Annotated in this window: 18 protein-coding genes, 2 pseudogenes and 1 riboswitch; of the genes and pseudogenes, 8 read left to right on the top strand and 12 right to left on the bottom strand. The window is 41.0% G+C overall.

All coding sequences use genetic code 11. The features are described 5' to 3' along the window. The first annotated feature begins 194 nt into the window (after positions 1–194). Positions 195–701: a competence protein ComK gene (locus DKZ56_RS05675; protein ID WP_208651774.1), complete on the top strand. Its 507-nt coding sequence runs from the start codon at positions 195–197 to the stop codon at positions 699–701. Here the strand turns inward: DKZ56_RS05675 and DKZ56_RS05670 are convergent. From DKZ56_RS05670 to DKZ56_RS05660, 3 genes are all read right to left on the bottom strand, one after another. Continuing rightward, positions 681–1,064 carry a YhjD family protein gene (locus DKZ56_RS05670; RefSeq protein WP_208651773.1) on the bottom strand — a complete coding sequence of 128 codons (384 nt, stop codon included), beginning with the start codon at positions 1,062–1,064 and terminating at the stop codon, positions 681–683. The two genes, DKZ56_RS05675 and DKZ56_RS05670, sit on opposite strands and share 21 nt — an antisense overlap. Positions 1,065–1,468: 404 nt before the next feature. After that, positions 1,469–1,723 carry a hypothetical protein gene (locus tag DKZ56_RS05665; RefSeq protein WP_208651772.1) on the bottom strand — a complete coding sequence of 85 codons (255 nt, stop codon included), beginning with the start codon at positions 1,721–1,723 and terminating at the stop codon, positions 1,469–1,471. A gap of 335 nt (positions 1,724–2,058) precedes the next feature. Beyond that, entirely contained in the window at positions 2,059–5,433 is a 3,375-nt protein-coding gene (locus DKZ56_RS05660) for an S-layer homology domain-containing protein (RefSeq protein WP_208651771.1), read from the bottom strand. A gap of 542 nt (positions 5,434–5,975) precedes the next feature. Between DKZ56_RS05660 and DKZ56_RS05655 the strand changes: the two genes are divergently transcribed. Then, the gene (locus DKZ56_RS05655; protein ID WP_208651770.1) at positions 5,976–7,097 is read left to right on the top strand and encodes an RNA-guided endonuclease InsQ/TnpB family protein; all 1,122 of its coding nucleotides are present in this window, start codon (positions 5,976–5,978) and stop codon (positions 7,095–7,097) included. A gap of 413 nt (positions 7,098–7,510) precedes the next feature. On the opposite strand, the gene DKZ56_RS05650 is transcribed toward DKZ56_RS05655, so the two are convergent. Beyond that, on the bottom strand, positions 7,511–8,230 hold the full coding sequence (locus DKZ56_RS05650; protein ID WP_208651769.1) for a WecB/TagA/CpsF family glycosyltransferase: 720 nt from the start codon (positions 8,228–8,230) through the stop codon (positions 7,511–7,513). Between the two features lie 600 nt (positions 8,231–8,830). On the opposite strand from DKZ56_RS05650, the gene DKZ56_RS05645 reads away from it, so the two are divergent. Continuing rightward, the gene (locus tag DKZ56_RS05645; protein ID WP_208651768.1) at positions 8,831–9,388 is read left to right on the top strand and encodes a hypothetical protein; all 558 of its coding nucleotides are present in this window, start codon (positions 8,831–8,833) and stop codon (positions 9,386–9,388) included. Here DKZ56_RS05645 and DKZ56_RS05640 read toward each other — a convergent pair. From DKZ56_RS05640 to DKZ56_RS05620, 5 genes are all read right to left on the bottom strand, one after another. Beyond that, positions 9,385–10,122: a coiled-coil domain-containing protein gene (locus tag DKZ56_RS05640; RefSeq protein WP_208651767.1), complete on the bottom strand. Its 738-nt coding sequence runs from the start codon at positions 10,120–10,122 to the stop codon at positions 9,385–9,387. The two genes, DKZ56_RS05645 and DKZ56_RS05640, sit on opposite strands and share 4 nt — an antisense overlap. A 164-nt stretch (positions 10,123–10,286) precedes the next feature. Continuing rightward, entirely contained in the window at positions 10,287–11,558 is a 1,272-nt protein-coding gene (locus DKZ56_RS05635; protein ID WP_208651766.1) for a nucleotide sugar dehydrogenase, read from the bottom strand. 248 nt (positions 11,559–11,806) lie between these two features. Further along, complete coding sequence (locus tag DKZ56_RS05630) at positions 11,807–12,031, bottom strand: hypothetical protein (protein ID WP_208651765.1); 225 nt, start codon at positions 12,029–12,031, stop codon at positions 11,807–11,809. A 676-nt stretch (positions 12,032–12,707) separates the two neighbouring features. Further along, positions 12,708–13,547, bottom strand: coding sequence for a flagellin N-terminal helical domain-containing protein (locus DKZ56_RS05625; RefSeq protein ID WP_281275691.1), 840 nt, complete (start codon positions 13,545–13,547; stop codon positions 12,708–12,710). 363 nt (positions 13,548–13,910) lie between these two features. Further along, positions 13,911–14,372, bottom strand: coding sequence for an IDEAL domain-containing protein (locus DKZ56_RS05620; protein ID WP_208651764.1), 462 nt, complete (start codon positions 14,370–14,372; stop codon positions 13,911–13,913). A gap of 409 nt (positions 14,373–14,781) precedes the next feature. Between DKZ56_RS05620 and DKZ56_RS05615 the strand changes: the two genes are divergently transcribed. The 5 genes and pseudogenes from DKZ56_RS05615 to DKZ56_RS05595 form a co-directional block, all read left to right on the top strand. After that, positions 14,782–16,368 (top strand): hypothetical protein, encoded by a 1,587-nt coding sequence (locus tag DKZ56_RS05615; protein ID WP_208651763.1) that lies wholly within the window; start codon positions 14,782–14,784, stop codon positions 16,366–16,368. Positions 16,369–16,952: 584 nt separating this feature from the next. Beyond that, on the top strand, positions 16,953–19,712 hold the full coding sequence (locus tag DKZ56_RS05610; protein WP_208651762.1) for a DEAD/DEAH box helicase: 2,760 nt from the start codon (positions 16,953–16,955) through the stop codon (positions 19,710–19,712). Between the two features lie 78 nt (positions 19,713–19,790). Further along, positions 19,791–20,168 carry a hypothetical protein gene (locus DKZ56_RS05605; protein WP_208651761.1) on the top strand — a complete coding sequence of 126 codons (378 nt, stop codon included), beginning with the start codon at positions 19,791–19,793 and terminating at the stop codon, positions 20,166–20,168. A 37-nt stretch (positions 20,169–20,205) separates the two neighbouring features. Then, the gene (locus tag DKZ56_RS05600; protein WP_208651760.1) at positions 20,206–21,234 is read left to right on the top strand and encodes a coiled-coil domain-containing protein; all 1,029 of its coding nucleotides are present in this window, start codon (positions 20,206–20,208) and stop codon (positions 21,232–21,234) included. 119 nt (positions 21,235–21,353) lie between these two features. Then, positions 21,354–21,884: pseudogene (locus tag DKZ56_RS05595) on the top strand (transposase); the annotation flags it as partial. 363 nt (positions 21,885–22,247) lie between these two features. Here the strand turns inward: DKZ56_RS05595 and DKZ56_RS05590 are convergent. The 3 genes and pseudogenes from DKZ56_RS05590 to DKZ56_RS05580 all read right to left on the bottom strand — a co-directional run bounded on the left by DKZ56_RS05590 (position 22,248) and on the right by DKZ56_RS05580 (position 25,628). After that, entirely contained in the window at positions 22,248–24,083 is a 1,836-nt protein-coding gene (locus DKZ56_RS05590) for an APC family permease (RefSeq protein ID WP_208651758.1), read from the bottom strand. Between the two features lie 170 nt (positions 24,084–24,253). Beyond that, positions 24,254–24,397, bottom strand: a riboswitch (cyclic di-AMP (ydaO/yuaA leader). Positions 24,398–24,707: 310 nt separating this feature from the next. Next, positions 24,708–24,959, bottom strand: a pseudogene (locus DKZ56_RS05585) (transposase); the annotation flags it as partial. 312 nt (positions 24,960–25,271) lie between these two features. After that, positions 25,272–25,628, bottom strand: a complete 357-nt coding sequence (locus tag DKZ56_RS05580) for a site-specific integrase (protein ID WP_208651757.1) — start codon at positions 25,626–25,628, stop codon at positions 25,272–25,274. Positions 25,629–25,781: the final 153 nt, after the last annotated feature.

Here is a 25,781-nt window from a genome sequence, read left to right as displayed (position 1 = left end):
TATAATTTTAGATTTTTTTACTTTATTTAGTTTTAAGAGAGCTGAAAATTTGATTTTGAACAAAAAAATGAGCTCAAAATCCTTTTTTCAGTTAATTCAATATTTTCTAAATTTTGTATTGATTTTCTATTTTATTCTTATTATTATGATATTAAGACTACTAAATTTCCAATTTTTAAGAAAGGGTGAAAATTATGGATGAATTAAAGAAATTCGATTGGTATTACATTACCCCAAACACATATGTCATAGAACCAATTGAGTGTGATGGAAAAGCTTACTCACGCGTCTATGACAAATTTGATACTTTCTGCATTAAAAGAAAGCCTCTAAAACTTTTGGATGAGACTTTAAAAAAATTAGGCTCTTCTTACAAAGCAGCAACAGATTTTTCAAAAATGTTTTTGGGAAAAGGGAAACACAAAGTTCCAATCGTCTTATCTTATGATCAGCCATATGTCTTTTTGCCAATCTTATCACCCTCTTCTTCCAAAAATATTTGGATTGCACAACATGCGATTATAAACATCCAAAAATGCGAAGACAGCACGATGATCATTTTAAAAAATGACGTTGAATTCAAATTGCCAATCCATTACACAGCTTTTTGCACACAATACGTATGCGCTACAATGCTTCTAAAATATGCTTTAAAGCAGCGTGAAGCCATTCATCGGGAATTAGGGTTTCTGAAAAACTGAATGGGCTTTCAACGCTCTTGTTAAATAACTATCCAACAATTCTTCAACACGATTTCGCAAACGGATGTTGGAATATCTTCTAACTTCAAAAATTTGCTGGTAATAAAAATGATATTCAGTAAATAATTCATCTCTTTCTCCTTGGACAACTTTCAAGGAATGTTTTCTTAAATAGGATTTCGTATTTTGCAAATCATTTTCAGCTAACTTTTTTGCCTCTTCAATTAAGTGGACATATGGCCGCTTTAGCTTAAATGGCCCTTTTTCAATAAGCTCATAGTCTTTTTCTAGAACAATGAGCAGCATTGGCAAATAAATGGCTGATTCTAAATACGGCACAGCTTCAATCGGAATGTGCGCCATAAAAATTCCTCCTAGTGAAATCTTTAGATAGGAACAAATGTTCTATTCTTATTATAAAACATCTTTTATAAAAAATGCAATGATGTGTTAAACAATTGCTAGGGCAGGAATGAAGTACATAAAAGAGGGTGTCAAATTTAATAAATGGCTGTTTGAGCAATTTTATCAATTTCTCAAACAGCCTTTTTCTATTGAAAGATTATGAGAATCGTTTGGTTCAATACGGTTTCAAATTGTGGATAAAAAGAAATTTCGGGCAGGGTGAAGTAACTTCTTTTAGTATGGATAAGTGTGGTTGCTTCTTTATTGAGTGGATTTAACTCCTTATTTTGATGCGGATGCAGCTATATTTGGTAGGGTGTCTCTTCATTTGGTTCAAATACGGCTTCCTTTGGTGCGTTTGCCTACTCATTTAGTTCGTTTACCTCCCCCTTTGGTGCGGATACCTTCTCATTTAGTTCGGATACTTCCCCCTTTGGTGCGGATACGGCTCCTATTTGTGCGTTTGCTTCCCTATTTAGTGCGGATACTTCCCCCTTTAGTGCGGATACCTTCTCATTTAGTGCGGATACGGCTCCTATTTGTGCGTTTGCTTCCCTATTTAGTGCGGATACTTCCCCCTTTAGTGCGGATACCTTCTCATTTTTTTCAACTGCCAAACAAAAACACCTCCTCTGTAATCGATAACTCTATCTTACAGGGAGGTACGATCGATTGATATGCGTCGTTTGAATTCGGGCTTACAAAACACCTCCTCTGTAATCGATAACTCTATCTTACAGGGAGGTGCGATTGGTTGAAATGCGTCGTTTGAATTCGGGTTTACAATCTTAGTATGTTTTTTTTGTTCAAAAAAATTGGTGCTGGTTTATACTCACCAACACCAAATATTATAGAGCCAAAAATTGGTGCTGGTTTTTACTCACCAACACCAAATATTATAGATCCAAGAGTTCTTGCTCCACAGGGTTTTTTGTATACTTAAATAATAATATTAATTTAAAGATTGAGAATCAGTTGCTTTTACATTGCCAGCTGCATCTTTAACATTAGTTACTGTTACTGTATCACCTTTTTGAACAGTATGAGCAGGACCTAATATAATTGTTAATGTTTTCTTATCAGAACTCCAGCTGAATGTTGGGTTATCAAGACTACGTACTGTTGCACTGCCAGTAACAGTTACACTTGCCTCAACTTCTGAAGTATTAGCAACTTCTTCGTCAAATACTAAAGTGATTGTTGCTGGTTGAGCTGGAGCAGCAACTGAACCACCGTTAAGTGTAGTATTTCCAACATCTGCTACAGTTGAAGTTGAATCTGATGTAGAAGCACTAACTTTTGTTATTGTTGTTACTGTATTTACTGCATCGATTACATCTTGGAAAGTTGCAGTTATATTAGTACCATTATCAGCAAGTTCAACTGTAATTACTGTATTACCATTACCATCTACGCCAACAGTAGCTGTTGTAGAAGAGCTAGCTACATTATCTACTAACACAACTTTTGTTCCATTAAGTTCTTCACTGTACTCAGTAGCAGTAAATGTTAATTTTTCTCCGCCAGATAATTCAATATCTCCTGTTGCATAACTATTACTTTTTGCTGGTTGAGCTGAAGCATAAGTTGCACTACTTAATGAAGGAGCAGTAGTATCAGTTATATTGACAGTAATATCAAAGTGCGGAGTAGTACCTGGTACATATTTGACAGTATCTCCATAACTCAATGCTTCTTCAAAATCTACAAATGATTTATTTGTTCCACCAATGTAGTAATTTCCATTTTCATAACTTACAGTATGTTCTTTACCATTAATTAATAAAGTTACTTTATTATTAGCTTTATCTACAGCTCTAACAGTACCTGTATAAACAGTTCCATTAACTAACTCTTGAGTGCTTAAGAATGTAGCAGTTGCAGATGTTGGTTCAGTAGTTGGTAATACAACCCCAGCAGTTGAACCAGTTGCTGTAACAGAAACTACAGAAGCTTCTTTTGCTTTAACTCTTGTTGTTGCTTTTGTTGATGATGCTGAAATAGTTTTTGTCACTGATGTACTATTACCAGGAGCAACGTCACCATTTTCAGTTACAATTGTTCCTGCTCCAGCAGTAATATTAAATGTAACATCAGTTGCACTAGAAGCTCGTCGAGGTTTTCCGTTTTGGTCAACTAATTCATAAACAAAGTCAACATAGTCACTATTATTAGCCAAAACAGGTTTTGCTTCTTTGCCATCAGCACCTAGTACTTTTAATTTTGCGTTATAAGTTACATCAGCAACAAAGTAAGTAGTTTCAGATTTAGATTGTAAATCTTGATCATCTAATTTTTGAGCTGTTTTACCATTATCTACAAATACAACTGGTGTTACATAATCATTTACATGTGTACTTGTAACTGTAAATGTAGTTTCACCATCTTTACCAATTGTTAATTCATAATATTTAACTTTACCATCAGTTAAATATGCTGTAACTTCATTACCATCAGCATCTAATAAACGGAAAGTACCAGTAACTCCTTCAGTATCAATTGCTACTCTTACTTTTGAACCTTGTGCAACTGGTTTACCTTCTTTATCAACATATTTAACTTTATAGTCACGTCCACCAGTTTCAGTTGAGTTAATATAAGTTGCAGCATTAGCATTTCCAATAGCTTCTACTGTTAAACCAAGTTCATGTTTTAATTCAAATGTTACAGTAGACCCTTTTGCTTGTAATGCAGTTTTATCGTATTTAGCTTTATAAGCTTGTGGTGTAATATTATTACCAACATATTCGCCTTCAAATACGATAGGTGTAACTGAAGCATTTTTTCCGGATAAAACTAAATTAGCTTTACCGTTAGAATCAAGTTTAACTGCAATTACTGCTTTTCCACCAGTAGTTGCTTCGTATGGATAGTCTGCACGATTTGCAGTTACTCTATCATTTGAGTCAAGAAGATATGTTGCAACGCCTTGAGCATTTACAGTTTTCACTAATTTATCAGGTGCAACATTTAAGTTTTCTGCAAAAGTAACAAATACATAGCCGTTTTTGTTATTTTTTGATTCAATTTGGTAAACTTTATTTTTACCATTTGCTAATGTAGAATCTGTAGTAACATCTGAAATTGTTAATTGAAGAGCATTATCCCAATAAACTTTTGCTTTATCGTTTACGGATGACTTATCTGTTGCATATGCAACTACGTTATCTGTTCCGCTGTAGTAACGAGTATAAGTGTATGTTGCTACACCGTTTTCGTCTGTGTAAGCTTCTACTTCAATTTTATCGTTAACATTGCTATTACTATTCACAATGTTAAATGTTACAGGGATTCCAGCTTTAGATTGGCCTTCAGTAACTTTTACTTGTGCCGAAACAGTTACTTGTTGACCGATAACACCTTGTTGAGAAGCAACTACTGTTGAAATGCCAGTAGGAATTACAGCAGATACACCTTGGAATGTACCAAGTTTTTTGCCGCTTTCGCTTACTGTGTAAGTTTTGCCGCCTTCTTGTGGAGCTGTTGTTAATACGACTACAGTTTTGTCAGTTTGTTTTACAACAGCGTTTTTCACTTGTAAGCCATCGATTGTGAATTTAAGTGCGTTCACGTTGTCGATTGCTTCTTTGAAGTCTACTTCAACAGTTGTGTTGTTAATTGCTTTAATTGATTCAACTGTTGCGTTAAGTGTATCAAGGTTGATTGTGCGGTATAAGAATGATGCGAATTGACCGCGCGTTACTGTTTGAGTTGGACGGAAGTTGCCGTCAGAAACTTTTGTAATACCTGCATATTCTAACGCGATGATTGCTTCGCGGTTTTCGTTTGCATATGCTTGGTATAAGTCTTCAATGCTAGAAACGAAGCCAGCATCTTTGTATTGTTGTACAAGGTCTTCGCCTAATACGTTTTTAATTGCACGCACTAATACAACTGCCATATGTTGACGTTGCATTGGTTGAGAAGCGTTTAATTTGCCTTGAGAACCGTTGAATACGCCAGCATCTTTAACTAATGCAGCATATTTCACTAATTCTTGGTCAGCAGCGTTTACTGGAACATCGCTGAAGCGTTGTACAGAATTCCAATCAGCTGGGATTTCATAACCTTGTGATTCTAACCAGCGGCCTAATAATTTAACCGTTTGTCCGCGGTTGATTTGCACACCTGGTTTGAATGTGCCGTCTGCATAACCTTTAATGATGCCTTGATCTGCCAAAGCGTTGATTGCTTCAGAATGTGAGCCACCTACTACAACATCAGAGAAGCTAGCAGCAGATGCAACTGGTACGATTGCGCTAGCAACCAATGTAGCAGTAGCAGCTGTTGCTACGAATTTTTTGTACTTCTTTGGTTGGTTAGCCATAAATAGATTTCCTCCTCTTTACTTCTAAATCATAGTTAAATTAGTTATCCTAACCAAATATGGCATTCTAAACTATTACAAGTAAAAGTTTAGTAGTCTACGAATGGCTTGTCAATCGTTTTTTCGTAACATTTAAGTTACGATGTTACAAGATTGAAACATTCGTAAACAGCGGATAACTAAGTCCTCTTATATTATTACATAAATCGATTCCAAAAAACAACCATATTCAGAAAATCTATGCTAATTTTTCTAGGTTTATTAATATTTCTCGGAAGCGCCAAGTTCAACTTTGCTATTTTGCAAAAGTTGCAGGATCTTCAATTGGCGGAGATCGTTGGTTGGTATGGAGGTTGTTTTTCTTTGGAAGGACCATGGATTTTTAACTTTTTCCGACAGAAGTCTCCCATCCTCAAGGAATGTGAAGGGCGATAGCCCAATGAGTAGGTGGGAGATGAATGTCGGTTGGCGATAGCCAAAACTTATGGTACAATAAACAAAAAAGGGAACTAGTGTTCGTGGTTAAAGTAAGGTGATTTGATATGACTAAGCAAAACAAAGCCTTCAAGTTTCGCATATATCCAAATGAAGAACAGAAAGAGTTATTGGAAAAAACGTTTGGTTGTGTTCGCTTTGTCTACAATAAGATGTTGGCAGAACGTAAAGAAATATATGAAAAGTTCAAAGACGACAAAGAGAAGCTTAAAGAACAAAAGTTTCCGACACCGGCAAAGTACAAAGATGAATTCCCATTCCTAAAAGAAGTGGATTCTTTAGCTTTAGCCAACGCACAAATCCATTTACAAAATGCTTATAAGAACTTTTTTGAAGGTCGTGCAGAGTTCCCTAAATTCAAAAGTAAAAAACACAAGCAATCCTATACAACCAATATGGTCAATGGAAATATTAAGATTGAAGATGGTCATATCAAATTACCAAAGTTCAAAAAGCCGATTAAAATGAAGCAACATAGAGAGATTCCTGCTGATTACAAAATCAAATCTTGCACTATTTCGAAAACAAAGACAGGCAAATACGATATTTCGATTTTGACAGAATACGAGAAAGAAACGACTACAGTAAACATTCAACATGTGGTTGGATTAGATTTTGCTATGGATGGTCTGTATGTCGATAGTGAAGAGGGTAAGAGAGCCAATTATCCTCGTTTCTATCGACAAACATTGAAAAAATTAGCGAAGGAACAACGTATTTTGTCACGCAGGAAGAAAGGTTCTAATCGTTGGCACAAACAGCGACTGAAAGTAGCGAACTTACATGAAAAGGTTGCAAACCAACGAAGAGACTTTTTACACAAATTGTCCCATCATCTTGCAAGCAAGTACGATTGTGTTGTTGTCGAAGACCTCAACATGAAGGGAATGTCACAAGCCCTACATTTTGGTAAAAGTGTTACTGATAACGCATGGGGGATGTTTACAACATTTCTCCAATACAAGTTAGAAGAGCAAGGGAAAAAGCTTATCAAAATAGATAAATGCTTTCCATCATCCAAAACTTGTTCATGTTGCGGTCGAGTAAAGGAGTCTCTATCTCTTTCTGAGCGTACATTTCGCTGTGATTGTGGTTTTGTGGCAGACCGTGATTGGAACGCTTCTATCAATATCAAACATGAAGGATTGCGGCTGTTAGGGTTAGTATAGTAAAAAGAACTCTTGGAACGAGAGGGATAGCTCGGTCTATTTCCCATCATGAGATGGGATTACCCGAGAAGCCCCCACCTCTAAGCGAAGCGTAGGTGGCGGGTAGTTCACTCCGACATAGTATATTGGCATGCATAAGGGTTTATGACGCAATTCGAAATTTTTTCACAATTTTATATCGTTTTTTGTTGAGGGCAAAAAGAAGACCCCAGCAATTGTGTTGCTGAGGTCTTCTTTTTGGGCTACCAACCATGTTTCTTGCAGGGAAAAGTATTTTTCTCTATATAAAATAGAGGAAATCTTACTTCTTCTCTTACAGTGTATCACCTTCGCAAAAAATTAACAATAAAATTATTACAAAGATTACAAAATGTTTTTGTATGGCTAGATTCTAGCGACGGAGGAAAGTATTGCTACTTGCGTTTTGTGCTGCGGGCGACTTCGATTAGGAACAGCGGCAATTTGATTTGGCGTTTGATGCGCTTCGGTTCTTTTAATAGGCGGTAAAACCATTCAAGCCCTAATTTTTGAAAAGCCACCGGCGCCCGTTTGACGTTCCCCGCAAGCACGTCAAAGCTTCCCCCCACGCCTTGGTAGATGGTTGGGTAAAGGCGATCGCGGTTTGCGTTGATCCAGTTTTCTTGTTTCGGGCTTCCCATGGCAACGAAAAGAATGTCCGGTTTGGCGTTGTTGATTTTTTCAACGACTTTTTCGTTGTCTTTTTCGTAGCCGTGCTGCACGCCGGCAATTTGAATGCCCGGGTATAGCTGTTTTAGTTTTTCAGCGGCTGTTAAGGCAATGCCCGGCTTTCCCCCGTATAGGAAGATGGATTTTTGTCGTTTTGCCGCTTCTTCGCAAATGCGCATCATCAGGTCTACTCCCGTCACCCGCGACCGGATTTGCCCTTTTTGGATTTTGGATGCAAGGATGACTCCAATGCCATCTGGGATTTGAAATTCCGCTTCGTTTAAAAGTTTGGCCAGCGCCGGATCTTTTTTCGCTTTGATGATTTTTTCCGGGTTGATTGCGACAATGAGCGATTTTTGTTTCGTGTTAATGCGTTCAAAAATTTGTTCAATGAGTTCGTCGTAGTTTTCAGTGTTTACTTTTATGCCTAGTACTGTTTCTTTCATGTTCATCCATCCAATTTTATTATTTGTATATTATAATAGGAAAGTTTTCGAGTTTATTGAGTTCTTCTGATCGGGGTTGTTGCGATTTTCTTGGCGATTTTGTTTATCCGCAGCTAAGCATGTGCGACAGCTTTTGTGCTGCGGAATTAAAAAACGCTTGCTCGGTTGTTTATCCGCAGCTAAGCATGTGCGACAGCCGCTAAGGGGGTGGTGCGATTTTCTTGGCGATTTTGTGTCCAACGTTTTTAGTTAGTGAAACCCCCATTCATGTAGGACATGGAAGCGGAAGGATATAATTTTGTGTCCAACGTTTTTAGTTAGCGAAACCCCATTCATGTAGGACATGGAAGGGGAAGGATATAATTTTGTGTCCAACGTTTTTAGTTAGTGAAACCCCATGAAACTTGGAGGTGGTTTTACTTCTAACTAAGGAAAGTAGTTAGCTTATTATAAGGACAAAATGGCTACTTTGCGGCATTTTGACGAGCGATTTCCCATGCGCGTTACTTTATTATAAGGACGAAAATGTCTTCGGCCGGTTCCCCTTCATAATCTTATCAAAAAGCTCCCCGTTTTGCAGGGGGATTATTTGTATTGTGAGTGTTTTTTTGTTTTGGTGCGTTTGGTTCTTTATTTCGTGCGGGTACTGCCTCGTTTCGGGCGGTTACTACTCCATTTCGGGCGGATACTGCCTCGTTTCGGGCGGTTGCATCCCCATTTCGGGCGGATACTGCCTCGTTTCGGGCGTTTATCTCCTCATTTCGGGCGGATACTGCCTCGTTTCGGGCGGTTGCCTTCTCCTTTTGTGCGGATACTGCCTCATTTCGGGCGTTTGCCTTCTCATTTCGTGCGGATACTGCCTCGTTTCGGGCGGTTGACTCCTCATTTCGGGCGGATACTGCCCCATTTCGTGCGGTTGACTCCTCATTTCGGGCGGATACTGCCTCGATTCGTGCGTTTACCTCCTCATTTCGGGCGGATACTGCATTGTTTTGTGCGTTTATCTCCTCATTTCGGGCGGATACTGCATTGTTTTGTGCGTTTATCTCCTCATTTCGGGCGGATACTGCCTCGTTTCGGGCGGTTGCCTTCTCCTTTTGTGCGGATACTGCTCCATTTCGTGCGTTTACTACTCCATTTCGTGCGGATACTGCCTAGTTTCGTGCGTTTACCTCCTCATTTGGGGCGGATACTGCCTCGTTTCGGGCGGTTGCATCCCCATTTCGGGCGGATACTGCCTCGTTTCGGGCGGATACTGCCTCATTTCGTGCGTTTAACTCCTCATTTCGGGCGGATACTGATCCTTTTCGTGCGGTTGCCTCCTCATTTCGTGCGTTTAACTCCTCATTTCGTGCGGATACTGCATTGTTTTGTGCGGATGCATCCTCATTTCGGGCGGATACTGCCACGTTTCGTGCGTTTACCTCCTCCTTTTGTGCGGATACTGCTCCATTTCGTGCGGATACTGCCTCGTTTCGGGCGGTTGACTCCTCATTTCGGGCGGATACTGCCCCATTTCGTGCGGTTGACTCCTCATTTCGGGCGGATACTGCCTCGATTCGGGCGTTTACCTCCTCATTTCGGGCGGATACTGCCTCGTTTTGTGCGGTTGACTCCTCATTTCGGGCGGATACTGCCCCATTTCGTGCGGTTGACTCCTCATTTCGGGCGGATACTGCTCCAATTCGTGCGTTTGCCTCCTCATTTTGTGCGGATACTGCTCCAATTCGTGCGTTTGCTTCCTCATTTTGGGCGGATACTGCTCTATTTCGTGCGTTTATCTCCTCATTTTGTGCGGATACTGCCTCGTTTCGGGCGGATGCTTCCTCAATTAGTGCGGATACTGCTCCATTTCGTGCATTTACCTCCTCATTTCGTGCGTTTACTGCCACGATTCGTGCGGTTGCCTCCTCATTTCGTGCGGATACTGACTCGTTTCGGCGGATGCTTCCTCAATTAGTGCGGATACTTCCCATATAGTATGTTCGTTCCTTCATTTAACACAAAAAAGATGATAAAAACAGTATGCCGTTTTTATCATCTTTTTTTTATATGCTTATTTATTTTTTGCATCTCCAAGCAAGTAAAATTGGAATCCGGCTTCTTTCCATTTTTCGCGATCCAAGCAGTTTTTCGTATCCAGCACGATTTTATTTTTCGGCGTGATGGAAAGTGGATTGTATTCTTTAAATTCTTTATGGTCTGTCAACACAAGCAGCATATCCGCATCGTTTACAGCTTCTTCAAAGTTTTGGGTTTGCGTCGGGTGTTTGTTTTCTTTAATGTGCGGGTCGAAGGAAACAACTTCTAGCCCGAGTTGTTGAAGTTCGTGAATGACTTCTAATGATGGGCTTTCGCGCATATCGTCCACGTTTCCTTTGAAAGCAAGGCCGAGCACTGCTACTTTGCCGCCCGCAATGTTATTTTCATTTAAGATTTTTTGCGTTTTTTGTGCTGTGAACAGCGGCATGCCGTCATTGATTGTTCGGGCAAGGTGGATCATTTGTGCCTTTTCACCGCCAAGTTCCACTAAAAACCATGGGTCCACGGCAATGCAGTGTCCACCAACGCCTGGACCTGGGAAGTGGATATTTACGCGAGGGTGGAAGTTTGCATAATGAATCGCTTCCCAAATATTTACATCAAGGTCTTCAGCAAGTTTCGCTAACTCGTTGGCGAACGCAATGTTGACATCACGGTATGTATTTTCCATGACTTTCACTAGTTCTGCCGTTGTTGCATCTGTTAAATGAATGGGACCTTTCACGAAAAGTTGATAAAGTTCTTTCGTCATTTCTGCTGATTTTTTATTGATTCCGCCAATGATGCGGCCATTGTTGACCAATTCTTCAAAGATGCGGCCTGGAATCACCCGTTCAGGTGAATGGGCTACGAATAATTCTGTTCCTATATCCAATCCTGATTGAATTAATTCCGGAATCATCACCCGTTCTACTGTTTTTGGCGGTACTGTTGATTCTAAGATAACGAGATTGCCTTTTCTTAAATAAGGTACGATGGATTTTGTCGCTTCTCGAACGTATTCAAGATTGGCTGTTTTGTCCGGATTGATTGGTGAAGGTACAGAAATAATGAATACATCCGCTTCTTTTGGTGTTGTAGAAGCTGTTAAATACCCTTCATCCACTGCTTTATTCAGACGTTCTTGCAAGCCTGGTTCTTCAATATGCAATTTTTTCTCTTGAATGCTTCGAACGGCATTAGGGTTGATGTCTACTCCGTGTACTTTTACCCCATGGTTTGCGAAAGTGACCGCTGTTGGTAATCCAATATAACCTAGTCCGATCACACACATTGTTTTTGTCATGATAATCGTTACTTCCTTTCACTGTTCCGAAACGAGTATGAGTCATGAGATCGTGGGGGTTGTAGTATAGTGGACACCCCATGCTCGACTACCCGTTTTGTTTTAGAGTGTATTGTTTTGGGATGATTTATTCGTTGGTTGATTCAGTTGAAATTTATCATACGTGTCTTAGTATACATCTTTCGTGGGAAACTGTGAATTATTTTCACATTATCTACGTTTTTGGGGAAGGGTTTTATTTCGGTGTGTCAGAATTTTCTAAATTTAGTTTGGGCGTTGCTTTTAATTGGTGGAGAGGGTTTTTTATTTGGTGCGGATACTGCTCCATTTCGTGCGTTTATTACTCCATTTCGTGCGGATACTGCCTCGTTTCGTGCGGTTGCCTCCTCATTTCGTGCGGATACTGCCACGATTCGTGCGGTTGCCTCCTCATTTCGTGCGGATACTGCCTCGTTTCGTGCGTTTACTGCCACGATTCGTGCGGATGCATCCCCATTTCGTGCGGTTGCCTTCTCATTTGGTGCGGATAGTGCCTCGTTTCGTGCGGTTGCCTCCTCTTTTCGTGCGGATACTGCCTCGTTTCGTGCGGTTGCCTCCTCATTTCGTGCGGATGTGATCTCATTTGGTGCAGATACTACTCACTTTAGTGCGTTTGCTCCTCTCTTTGGTGCGTTCACCCCAGCATTTCGTGCGCTGGGTAAAATAACCCTCTCTTCCTCCTGAAAATAAATTAGCAAATGTAACAGTTTTATGGAAGTGCTTTCCAGAAATTTTGTTTTTGAGCGGTTTTTTAGGTAAAAATTAATAATTTGAAGGAATGGCCATTTCTGATTCAAAAGAAAAACCCGGTATTTTCAAAAGTGTAAGAGGCTGGTTAACAAGGGATAACAAGCCTCCCCTCTGATTCAAAAGAAAAACCCGGTATTTTCAAAAGGGTAAGAGGCTGGTTAACAGGAGATGACAAGCCTCACCTCTAATCAAAATAAAAAGGGGGCGTCTGAAAAGTCATTTTGAAACGCCCCCTTTGCGACGAGGAGGCGCGTTTTGTGACCACCGCAGGAGCAAAGTTTTTAAGAGAATATTACTATAAGAAGTAAGGCTGTTCAGAAAGTGTTCGACTTTCTGAACAGCCCCATCTTAACTTTGCTCCTAATATCTCTCCTTCTTCCCCGCATTCAACAGCATTAGGATGGATTGGGCTTGTTGAAGATGAAGGGCGAGGACGTGTTGGGCAGCCATGGCGAGAATGCTTGCTTTTGTGTAGTTCATCATTTCTTTTGCGATGTCTGCATCTCGAATGCGGGATTCGGCAGCCGTTAAGTTTTCCGCCGTGTTCATCACATTGTTATAGGCGTGTTCCATCCGGTTTTGGTAAGCGCCAAGGCGGGCACGTTCTGTCGATACTCGGTTTAAGGCTTTATCCAATGCGCCAATTGCAGCATCCGCGTTGTCTCTCGTTGAAATGTCCAGCCCGTCTATGCCAAGGCTTGCGCTGCTCGCCCTGCCAATATAGATTTCCATATATTGTCCGGCATTGGCGCCTACTTGTATTCTTAAAGAATTGTTTTCGTAATCGCCGTTCAATAGCGGGCGAGCGTTGAATTCCGTATCTTTAGAGATTCTTGTGATTTCTTCCTTCAGCTGCTGGAACTCCATATCGATCAAGTGGCGATCCTCATCCGTAAGCGTATCGCTTGCCGCTTGAATGGCAAGTTCCCGCATGCGTTGGATGATGGCATGGGTTTCATTGAGCGCCCCTTCTGCTGTTTGGACGAGGGAAATGCCATCCTGAATGTTTTTCCCCGCCATTTCAAGACCGCGAATTTGGGCCCGCATTTTTTCAGAGATGGCAAGACCCGCCGCATCATCTGCCGCGCTGTTAATGCGGTAGCCAGAAGAAATTCTGAGCAACGCCTTATTCGCCAACATCCAGTTTTGATTCAGGTTTTTTAAAATCCTCATGCCGGTTGCCGACCATTGCCCAAGCAATCCCAACCCCTCCTTCCGATGGGAACAGCTATTGATTTTCTTTATTTTCAAGGGCACGAAAATTTCATTCCTTAAAATTCATATCGGAAGTTTTCGAAAAATCTAAATCTATTATTCTTACATTTATATATCTGCGAATGTTTCCGAAAAAATCTGAATATATAATAACAACATTGAATAGAATGGTTTATTTAGCAAGAGTTTAGGAAATGATGGTTCTAAAAAGGAGGAATTGCCATGAAAGCTGTAAAGGAGTTGACTTTTGGCGATGTCGTATTTGGGATGATTGGTTCGGGGATTGCCTTGGGAATTATTTATTTTTTAACTTCCTAAAAAGTGCCTGGCACCAAAAGTACCGGCACTCTATTCCATTTTTTTCTTCTTTTCTGCCAATTTGTAAAACAGTTCTTCATCACGGCTGGAAAGGGCTTCATCGATGAGGCGGTCTAAGTTTTGCGCTTCCAATGAACGGATAAGGTCTGAAATTTCAGAATTTTCTTCTTGCGGAATGAGATTAATGATTTCCGAACGGTTGGATGCTTCCTCTAAAATCGGCGCTAAATGCTCATGAATATTCGAAATCAAGAGAAGCTGATACAGCGGCAGTCGAAGGAAACGGTTTCCCCGTTGGAAGACAAAAATTTCCGATAAATTTTCAATTTTCATTGTTTTCAAGTTGACCATAATTTCTTTCCCTTCAATCGGTACAAAGTGATACAGTTCATTGTCTTTCATAATGGAAAAATATTGGTAGGCAAAGACGAGACGCAGTGTATCACCTGCAACTTTTGAATAAAACGGCTTCATATACTGAACTTGAATCATCGATATCCCTCCTATTTCGCTTTTTTCAGACCCCATCATATCCCTTCTCCCAATATCAAAAATTCGTTCACGACGTCATATTGGAATTTTTATTTTATGCTTTACAGTCAGCCATTGATACCTAAAAGAGATAATTTTTCACGAACCGGATATTTTTATTTGGTTGTAATCTATCATACGAATTTGGCTTTCCTTATATGCCCTCTTCTGTCTTGAAAAACCTCTATACAAAAGTAAAAAAATGGAATCGTTTAAGAAACATCCTTTTCTTTCATCTAATTTTAATACTATTTTCTTTCATTTTATACATCTTTTCGAAAAATTCATAATATTTTGTTCTGTTTTTTAAAATTCTCTTTCTTAGATGTTCAAAGGTTCACTCTTATCAAATATAAAGAGTCGCGGTATAATGAAAAATAAGACTTTTTTAGGAGCGAATGTTGTCATGTTATCAGTTGCGAATGTTGCGCGAGAACAAGAATCCTTAATTCGCGAAAAATTACAGATCGTTGCACGGGAACTTCATCCATCGGTAGCAGAAGATGAGGAAATTATTCGGCGGGCGCTTTTTGCTGTTCGGAATCAGGCGGTCGTTTTCCACCGATATGTTTCAGTTTTCTCCGTTTTAACCGCATCTGTGAGGGATGTGCGGACAGCGGAAGTGATCATGGATTTTCGAGGAGACACCATTTCCTGCTCATGCCCTCAGGATGGCTGGTGCCGTCATAAGGTGAGCGTGCTGCTTTCGTTATATCAATATATCGATTCTGTGCAAGAATGGGCGAGCAGCTGGAGGGCTAAGAAAACCGTTAATTTCGAGGCGCTCGCCAACGTCCGCACTCCTGATAGTTGGCTGAAAATGGCCGATGAAGTGCTTCAATACTACTTTCATGAGGATGTAGAAATTCCAAGTTTTTTGTTTTCCAACATTGCGGACAATGCGTTGGAAAAGTTAAATAAACAAATGCCTTTTGAACGGGAATGGCAGCCGATTTACAAGTTGTTTATGGAACTTGCCGTTTTAACCCGATTGTCTCATCGGTTTTTCATGCAAAATCATGTGGATGCTCATTTATATGAAAACTTTATTCATAAACGTTTTCAATCCATGCAACAGATTACCCAGAGCATTCTTGGCATATCCCGCCTTTTTGCAATGGATCCGTTTTTGGACAAAATGCAGCATCTGCTTCGGGAATTGCTGTTTGCTCAAGACGGGTTTATCAATCAAAAATTGAACGTATATTTGCTCTTTTGGGATGAAGTGTTGACGGAGAAAAAACGGGCCTTGGAAGAACTGGTGTATTTGCAGGAACAGGAGTTAAAATATCCGGAAATTTTGAATTTGTTCTATATTATTTTGAAGAATGATGCTGCTTTGGAAGAAAACCTCCAGCAGATTCGCCCTGAGCATTTGTATCTTTATTTGGGCCTTGTGAAGTTTGCCTTCCGAAAGCAAAATGAGCAAGCAGCAGAGATGATATTGCGGGCGATTCTTCCCTATTTAAAGGAATTCATCCAAAAGGTGAATCATTTTTACCGCGCTAATGCAGTTTCATTAATTCATTCATTCTATGAACAAACCGCTTTGTCCGAAGAGGAAGAGCTTTTGTTGTATTCGGCTTTTGGAAAAGATGGAATTCATCAATATTCGGATTATTTATTGGAGCATGGGCGCTATGAGGAATGGGTGGCGCTTCATCAAATGTACCCTACTTCCATTGAACATTTAGAATATAACGGGTTAAAGCAAGTGGCGGAAGAAGCTCCTGACCTCGTCCTGCCCCTTTATCATTTTTATGCAATGGAGAAAGTGAAAAGTAAATCCCGCTACAACTATAAGCAGGCGGTGCGCATTTGGAAAAAGATGAAAGCGGCTGCGAAAAAAGCGGGCAAAATGAGTTTTTGGGAATCGTATATTGCGGCAGTTCGGGATCAATTTAAACGGCTGCGCGCTTTGCAGGAAGAAATAGAGAAAGGAAAATTGCTGCCGTAAATTTGATAAGTGCTGATTTGATTTTTGAGGGAGAAATTCTAAAGAGATAGCTGCCAAATTTTGTAGGCGTTGTTTTGGCTGAAAATGGATAGTTCCATCAGATTTTGCGGCGCTATTGGGTGGAAGGTATTTTCCAAATGAATAGTTCCATTAAGTTTTATGGCGCTATTGGGTGGAAGGTATTTTCGAAATGAATAGTTCCATTAAGTTTTATGGCGCTATTGGGTGGAAGGTATTTTCCAAATGAATAGTTCCATTAAGTTTTACAGCACTATTGGGTGGAAGGTATTTTCCAAATGAATAGTTCCATTAAGTTTTATGGTGCTATTGGGTGGAAGGAATTTTCCAAATGAATAGTTCCATTAAGTTTTATGGCGCTATTGGATGGAAGGAATTTTCGAAATGAATAGTTCCATTAAGTTTTATGGCGCTATTGGGTGGAAGGAATTTTCCAAATGAATAGTTCCATTAAGTTTTATGGCGCTATTGGGTGGAAGGTATTTTCCAAATGAATAGTTCCATTAAGTTTTATGGCGCTATTGGGTGGAAGGAATTTTCGAAACAAAGAAAGGAACATTAGTTCAATGAAAGATTTGCACGTGAATCCTTTTGCACAAGTTTATCAATTAGTCTTTGAGCCGCTGCAGCAAGGGCTATATTCGGTTCGGGCATTTAACAATGGAAGAGTGGTTCCCGCTGAAACCTTTGCTTCCATTTTCTTTTTCCAATATGAGCCCAACTTTTTCGGCTTGCATGCAGTCGTAGATGGAGATGGACTCATCGTTACTGCGGCGGAATTATTGGAAGTGTTATCGCCAAAGCGAAAACACCCTTTTGCTGAATTTGAAGGAGCGACTGATGAAGACCAGAAGCTTCTTGAGAGTTTGAAAGCTGGTCAAACTTTGTGGAACAGCCCTTCCTTATGGGATGCAGTGGAAATTGAAGATGAAACATTAGCTGTGCAGGTGGAGGACGATTTTCAGCAGGAGCTTTTGGAAAAGGCCCTTGAACAAAAATTGAAGAAGCATGGTTTGCAAATTTCCGATGTATCTTCTCTGATTCCATTTTTTAAAGAAGGAGGCTGGCCCCTTCAAAACGAGCGTTCCATTGGCCGGCTGAAAGTTGCCCTCCGTTTGAATGAACCGGAAGAGTCTGACGATGAATGGCTTTTGGAAACCGTGATTTTATCCCCTTCCTCTGCAAAACATTGGACGCCTGCCGTAAGAAAGCGGAACCTTCCTATTCAGGAGGCGCTTCCTGAAAAATGGAAGGAATATGCAGAGGAAATTGCCCAAATCCAAAAGCAAATGGTGCAATTGTTGGGGCTTTATGTCGATGGAGAGGCGTTTTTGCATTTGCCGTTGAGCGATGCGGAGGTACGAACGCTTCTGCGGGATGGCTTTGCCAAGTTGACGGCTTTAGGGTTTGAAGTGATTCTCCCTGCATGGCTTAAGGAATTGCAAAAATCAAAAATGCGGGTCCGCGTCAGTGCGCAAAGCAGTTCGACCAAATCCATGGCAGGATTGGATGATATTTTATCTTTCCGCTGGGAGCTGTCCATTGGGGGAGAAACCATCAGCCCCGAAGAGTTTCGTAAAATCGTCGAAGAGAAGCGGGAATTTGTGCGGATTGGTAATGAATGGTTCCGTTTGGACAACGATTGGATGGCGAAAGTGCGGGCGTTGATGGATAAGGCGGAAAAAGAAAATTGGACGGTAAAGGAATTCGTGTTCCGAGAGATTCCAGAAGAGTTGTTAGAACCAGAGTTGGATGAAGAGGATTCTGAACGGGACGACCCGCTCTTTGTCTTTGAAATGCAGCGTTCTTTGCAGGCGTATGTAAATCAGTTGCAAGAAAAGCAAGGGCTTCCTCCTGTGAAAGTGCCGGAATCTTTGAAAGCGACATTGCGTCCTTATCAGCAGCAAGGCTATGAGTGGCTTGTGTTTATGCGCTCCCAAGGCTTTGGCGCGATTTTAGCCGATGATATGGGGCTTGGGAAAACGGTGCAGCTCATCAGTTATTTGCTGTATGTGTATGAGTTTTGGCAAGAGAAGAAACCGTCGCTCATCGTTTGTCCGACTTCCGTTTTGGGGAACTGGCAGAAGGAGCTTGAACGCTTTGCCCCATCTTTGAAAGTGCATACCCACTATGCTTCCGGGCGTTTGAAGGGAGAAGCGTTTCATCAGTTCGTAGAAGCGGAAGCGCCGCAAGTGGTGCTGTCGACTTATGGCACGATTTCGCAGGATGTGGAATTTTTAGAGGATGTGGATTGGGCGGTGGTGACGCTGGATGAAGCCCAAAATATTAAAAATATGCACACCCAGCAGTCAAAGGCCATCCGCCGATTGCAAGGGGACCATCATATTGCATTGACAGGCACGCCGATTGAAAACCGATTGGCCGAGCTGTGGGCGATTTTTGATTTCATCCACCGGGGATATTTAGGAAGTTTCAAGAAGTTTCAAGAGGAGTTTATTGTACCGATTGAACGGGATGATTCGGAGCGGCATAAGGAGATTTTGCGGGCGAAAATCCGGCCGTTTTTGCTGCGACGAACGAAAAATGATCCGGATTTAATGCTGAATTTGCCGGATAAGCAGGAGACGAAAGAGTTTTGCCCGTTGACGGAGGAACAAGCCGCGCTGTATGAAGGATTCATCCAAGACAGTTTGGCGGATTTGGAGAAACTCTCTCCTTTTGAGCGGAAAGGAAAGATTTTGCAGATGCTGAGCAAGTTGAAGCAGTTGTGCAATCATCCAGCGCTGTATTTGAAGGAACCGTTTGGGGATGCAGATAGTATGCTCGCGCGTTCAGTGAAGTTGAAACGAATTGTGGAACTTACGAAGGAGATTGTGGATGGCGGCGAGCAGTGTCTAATTTTCACCCAGTATATCGGGATGGGGCAATTATTGCAGCATTGCTTCTTTGAACTTTATGGCTGGGACGTGCCATTTTTGACAGGAAGCATGCGGAAAGAACAGCGGGACCAGTTGGTAGAAGCCTTTCAATCCGGGGAATTTCCGGTGTTCTTATTATCGCTGAAGGCTGGCGGAACCGGTTTGAATTTGACGGCCGCAAGTCATGTGCTCCATGCAGATCGCTGGTGGAATCCGGCTGTGGAAAATCAGGCAACGGACCGAGCCTATCGCATTGGGCAAAAGCAATTTGTGCAAGTGCATAAGTTTATCACCATTGGCACGATTGAAGAAAAAGTGGACCAAATGCTTGAGATGAAATCAGCTTTATCGGAAGAATTGATTCAATCGAGCAACTGGTTGACGGAGCTGGATGAGGAACAGTTGATGGAATTATTGAATGTTCCTGCGAGCGTGCCTAAGAGATAGGTACTTCTTTATCATAATGAGCTACCCTGTTTGGAACAGGGGGCTTTTTTTATTTAAATGAGGGAGTAATTAGGGATTGTGCCAATTGTGGTGGAAGACGTACTTATTGGGAAGAATCCTGAGGGGGAAACCTACTATTTGAGGGAGCAGGAAAAAGTGAAGGTAGAAGCAAACGCACGAATCGTGTTTGTATACGCACCAATGGGAAGGGTATACGCACAAAATATGGTCGTATACGCACCAATTGAGGAGGTAAACGCACGAAAGGTGGAGGTATCCGCACGAATTGTGGAAACAAACGCACGAAATGGAGCAGTATCCGCACGAATGGAGGAAGCAAACGCACGAAACCGGCAGTATCCGCACCAATTGAGGAGGCTAACGCACGAATCGGGGCAGTATCCGCACGAATGGAGGAAGCAAACGCACGAAACCGGCAGTATCCGCACCAAATGAGGAAGTAAACGCACGAATCGGGGCAGTATCCGCACGAATGGAGGAGGTAAACGCACGAATTGATTTAGTATCCGCACGAAATGAGGAGGTAAACGCACGAAACCGAGCAGTATCCTCACTAAATAAGGAGGCTAACGCACGAAACCATGCAGTATCCGCACCAAATGAGGAAGTAAACGCACAAAACAATGCAGTATCCGCACCAAATGAGGAGGCAAACGCACGAATCGGGGCAGTATCCGCACCAATTGAGGAGGCTAACGCACGAATCGGGGCAGTATCCGCACCAATTGAGGAGGCAAACGCACGAATCGGGGCAGTATCCGCACGAATGGAGGAGGCAAACGCACGAAACCAAGCAGTATCCGCACCAAATGAGGAAGTAAACGCACGAATTGGGGCAGTATCCGCACGAAATGAAGAAGTAAACGCACGAAACAATGCAGTATCCGCACGAATGGAGGAGGCAAACGCACGAATCCATGCTGTATCCGCACCAAATGAGGAGGTAAACGCACGAAACCATGCAGTATCCGCACCAAATGAGGAGGCAAACGCACGAATCGTGGCAGTATCCGCACGAATGGAGGAGGCAAACGCACGAAACGAGGCAGTATCCGCACGAATTGAGGAGGCAAACGCACGAAACCATGCAGTATCCGCACGAATGGAGGAGGTAAACGCACGAAACAATGCAGTATCCGCACCAAATGAGGAAGTAAACGCACAAAACAATGCAGTATCCGCACCAAATGAGGAGGCAAACGCACGAATCGGGGCAGTATCCGCACCAATTGAGGAGGCAAACGCACGAAATGGGGCAGTATCCGCACCAATTGAGGAGGCAAACGCACGAATCGGGGCAGTATCCGCACGAATGGAGGAGGCAAACGCACGAAACCATGCAGTATCCGCACGAAATGAAGAAGTAAACGCACGAAACCATGCAGTATCCGCACGAATGGAGGAGGCAAACGCACGAATCGTGGCAGTATCCGCACCAAATGAGGAAGTAAACGCACGAATCGGGGCAGTATCCGCACGAAATATGGAAGTAAACGTGTAAATTTTCACATTATTTCAGGCTGACTTTTTCAAATTATTTTGGTTCGTTTTCTGAAATAATGTGCAATTTTTTTGCGGATTATTTTAGATTTTGCGCATCACTTCGGAAACGGTCAATTTACAATCGCTATATTTGATGCTGGTTATGATGTTGAACCTATTTACCGTCAAGCCGTATCACAGTCCATGCGAGTCGTGATTCCTTACAACGTTCGCCGAGAAGGAGAATATATAGGATTCGATGAACATTTTCGTCCAACCTGTGTGCGTGAACATCGTTACCAATATGACAGCTTTGACGCTAAGTACAATACATTAAAATTCACACGTCCAAAGGAATGTGCAACTTGCCCATTACGAGAAGACACCCTTTGCCAAAAAGTTTTCAAAATCAAATGTGATATAGATATCCGTAAATTTACCTATCCAGCACGTGGGACAGAACGATGGAAACAGCTTTATCAAGAACGTACAGCAGTCGAACGCGTTAACGCTTATTTAAAGGAATACTTTCAATTAAACAATGTCCGTCATCGTACAGGAAAGAAAGCAAAAATGCATTTCAATCTGGTGACGTTCATTTATAATACCTGCAAACTAGCAGTTGATCGAATCAATGCTTTATTACAGCAACAAAACCAAGTTGCATAATTTAAAAAAAACAAAGTTTTTAGTATAGGGGTACTCTATACTTCAGAAAAACTATGATTTATGAAATTGATTCAAATGTATTGACATTGTAATTTTGGTTGATCTATGCCAAAATGTGCAAACCGTAAGTAAAGTGAAGCTTGAAATCGAAGGGAAAGAGTGTAAACCTCGCTCCGAATTGGAAGGGTTAACAGTATGTCCGAAACCGGATGTTCCGCCTCAGTGTCCTTTTATATTTTAGTACGGGTGCCTGTCACCTAACGAATTTTCGGTTTAGATAACATTCGATTGATGACAGGCGCTAAAGGCGAAAGTGGAAGAATTTCTCTTAGGATCATGTTAAATTCACTATTAGCTGTTTTGTTATTCTTTTAAGTGATACGGAAGTGTCGTGATGACAATATCTTTTTTTAGAATTAAAAAGAATCTTAAAATGGTTGCTGTTTGGTTATGAAGTAAAGCATGCCACCATTTTTTGACGATAAATTGCGGCATTAGTATCGTAACAGGTGCTCCCTTTGTTTCTTTTTCTACTTCATTAATATAGTCCAATAATGGAGAAAGAATGGTCCGATAAGGCGAATAAATAACTTTTAGTTCGATTTCCGGATACCACTTTAGCCATTTTTCCCGTATTTTATGTTCCTCTTCTTCAGTGAAAACAATCGTAATAGCTGTGATATCATCTGAAATACTTTTTGCATATTGAACAGATTGGGCAACTATTTTACTAACTCCTGAAATCGGTATGATGACTTTCGGAGCCACGAGTTCCTTCTTAATAGTCCGATCACTTTCATCCAATTTTAATTGTTGAGCTAATTTTTCATAATGGGCATGAATTTTATAAAACAAGACAACCATTAATGGAATAGCCACGATGACTAACCATGCACCTTGCGTAAATTTCGCGATAACAGTAATAATCGTTACTAATCCTGTAACGGTTGTTCCAGTTATAATGATTGATAATATGGCCACATTACGTTTCGTTTTTTCTTTCCATATTTTTTTAATCATTCCGTATTGCCCGATGGTAAAGGAAAGAAATACGCCGACTGCGTACAACGGAATCAGCGAATGGGTTTCACCGTGGAACACAATAATTAAAACAATCGCTAAAAAGCTGAGAAGAATAATTCCATTTGAAAACACTAAACGATCTCCACGTGCTGCTAGACTTCTCGGTAAGTATCCGTCAGTAGCAATAATAGAAACAAGCTGTGGAAACCCGGCAAAACTTGTATTCGCAGCCAATACTAAAATTAACATGGTGATCATCTGGAAAATATAAAATAACACGCTATTGCCAAAAACGTGATTTCCAATTTGCGAAATAACGGTCTTATGTTCTAAAGGAGTTACTCCGAACCCTGCAGCTAAAATCGTAATACCTAAAAACATCGTTCCTAACAATAACGACATCCATCCCATTGTTATAACAGCGTTTTTGGAACTGTCAGGTTTAAACGAAGGTACTCCATTGCTAATGGCCTCTACGCCAGTCATTGCCGAACATCCAGACGAAAAAGCTCTCAATAAAATAAACACGCCGTATCCCGTTGTGAAGAAATGCTCAGCGGAAGCATGATTGACATAATTAAACCCATGCCATCCTTCGTTGAATAGTTTCCACCCACCAACAATAATAAGAAAAAGAACGGAAATGATGAATAAATAGGTTGGATAGGCAAATACGGTTGCTGATTCAGTAATTCCACGTAAATTCAAAATCATAAGCACTAATACGAGAGCAATTGCTATTTCAACTTTCCAAGTAAGCAAGGTTGGAAAGGCAGAAGTAAGCGCTGCAACCGCAGAGCTAATACTAACGGCAACGGTAAGAACATAATCAATCATTAATGCTGCGCCTGCCACTAAACTTGTTCTTGTACTTAAGTGGTCTCTAGCAACTACATAAGCTCCACCGCCTGATGGAAAAGCATAAATGATTTGTCTGTATGATAAGGTCACAATGACTAACAGTCCTACAATCGCCAAAGCAATTGGCAAGGAATAAAAAAAGACACTGGTTCCTAATAACATTAGTACTAATAATATTTCTTCTGTTGCATAAGCTACGGAAGATAAGGCATCTGAAGAGAATACCGCCAACGCTTTCCACTTTGGCAATTTTTCATGTTTCAACCGTTTCGTTTCCATTGGTGAACCGATTAACAGCCGTTTCAAATATGCCATTTTCAATACTCCTTCTTGAACGTATTATTAAAATCAATTTGATAACATCACTTTACGTATCTGGTTACATTTTCCCACCCTCTTAGCATCACTGTCTTTATGTACTTTTATATACATAGTTAGATATACATAAAAAACCACTGAGGATGTGCTCAGTGGTCAAAAAAATACACTCCTCCCAGAACGCTTACGAGGTTAGCTGTCGGATTAGGACTATGAGAGTAGCCCCTCCTTTTTCAAGGATTCACCCCAAGTAACAAAACGTTACAAAAGTGGTTCCCCCGCTCCTTACAAGGATTCAGCGATTCGAACAATGAATTCAATTATAACAGTTATCTTACTTAGTTGATTACAAATTGTAAAGGCGTAAAAATCAGAATTAAATCGGAAATAACCCCAAATGACGGCAGTTGTGTATGGCAAAATAAAAGTGGCTCTTACGCAATTTTGGTGAAGGCCTATAATTTTACTTTTATAGTATGAGCATTTTGCAAAATTAGATTTTTATTAAAAAGAGTTTTAAAAGAAACCCAAATAAATTGGGGTATTTTGTATCTTTGGTTTACAAATATTCTGTTTGTCCTTTTTGGGCGTACTTGCAGAATTTTTCGCTTTAAAAATTTTTTAAGCGGTTTGTTGCTTTTTACTCTCTTTTGCCATTGCGAGAGCTGAAACCAGTAATACGATGGCGTTCAAGTAAATATGAGTTTTTACTTTATCGATTCCCCACACATGCAGGGAGTTCGCTGTAAGATAACTTTTCATTCTTGAATTGCACCGTTCTACACTGGTTCGCTCATTGTAAAGTTCTTTCCAACGTTTGGAATCGCGGTGTGGATTAGAGTACCGGCGAAGATCCTTATTCACGTTAACCCGTGGTGCTAGTTGAGTCTTAACGCTCAACTAGCCAAATTACCCGTAATCATAAACAGTTTCTGCTTCAGTCGCCGATTCAACTCCACGAGGACATGGATCATGTTATTTGAACCCATAGTGAACAAAAAAGATTCATTTTCAATCAACTAAATCGTACCAAGGAACGCAATCCGGCGGCTTTGAAACGGCTAGCCAATGGAGATCCGACAATACTACGCATGTAAAACGCATTGTCTCCAAAATACCTGTCAATGATTTGCAATGACTCCATCATCGATCGGTTTCCTCCCTTATGGAATGAAATGATTCAGATTAAAACTTCGGCAACGCCTCTACAGCATCCGCCAAATCACTATAGCTGTCTTTTAAATATCGAGACGTCGTGGCAATATTGCTGTGACCAGCAAGCCTCCGCACTTTCTCGATATCGTTGTTCGTCGCCTTTAGCATCCACTTGCAAAACGTATGGCGGAACATATGTGGAGTTAATTTTCTATTCGGCAGGCTGTAGCTTTCGATCATTCGCTGAATGCCCCTTAGTAAGAATTTAAAAGACATATGGAGATGCTGCAACATAAAGTTTCTTTTTTTCATTCCTACTCGAAACTTCAGCCACCCCTCTAGTTCGGCTAATAAAATCTTCGATATAGGTACGATCCGTACTTTCATTATTTGCTCACAACGCGAATCAACTTTAACTCAGGACCGGGTCGGCTAGTTTCCATCTAGGAGCAACAACGTCGAAGTTTGCGGTAAAAGAACAGCATTTTCGTTGGGGAACGTGTACGCAACTTGGATATTAAATCGTTGAAGTTTTGTGTA

Source organism: Ureibacillus thermophilus, from assembly GCF_004331915.1.
Lineage (GTDB): Bacteria > Bacillota > Bacilli > Bacillales_A > Planococcaceae > Ureibacillus > Ureibacillus thermophilus.
Note: the sequence above shows the minus strand (reverse complement) of the source record. Positions and strands in the feature narration are given on the sequence as shown.